The 256-nt window shown below is 64.8% G+C and carries 1 protein-coding gene; it reads left to right on the forward strand.

The window, feature by feature from the left end:
- A partial coding sequence (locus HU738_RS25855; RefSeq protein WP_264082584.1) for an RHS repeat domain-containing protein occupies positions 1-256 on the forward strand: 256 nt, incomplete at both ends.

Consider the following 256-nt stretch of genomic DNA (forward strand, 5'->3'; position numbering starts at 1 on the left):
TGACGGCGAGCACTACCATTTCCGCTACGACCTCGACGCCCGCACCAGCTGGGCTACCGACGTGCTCGGCCGTGAACTGGAGGTGCAGTACAACGCCGACCACCGCGTCATCGCCAGCCGCGATTACGGTGGCGAGCGTTACGCCATCGAGCTGGACGAGCAGGGCAACATGGTCGGCCTCGACCTGCCAGACGGCAATCGCCTGACCTTCCAGTACGACGAGTTCGCCCGCCTGCTCGAAGAAACCGACCCGCTT

This window comes from Pseudomonas vlassakiae (genome assembly GCF_014269035.2).
In the GTDB taxonomy this organism is placed as follows: Bacteria; Pseudomonadota; Gammaproteobacteria; order Pseudomonadales; family Pseudomonadaceae; genus Aquipseudomonas; species Aquipseudomonas vlassakiae.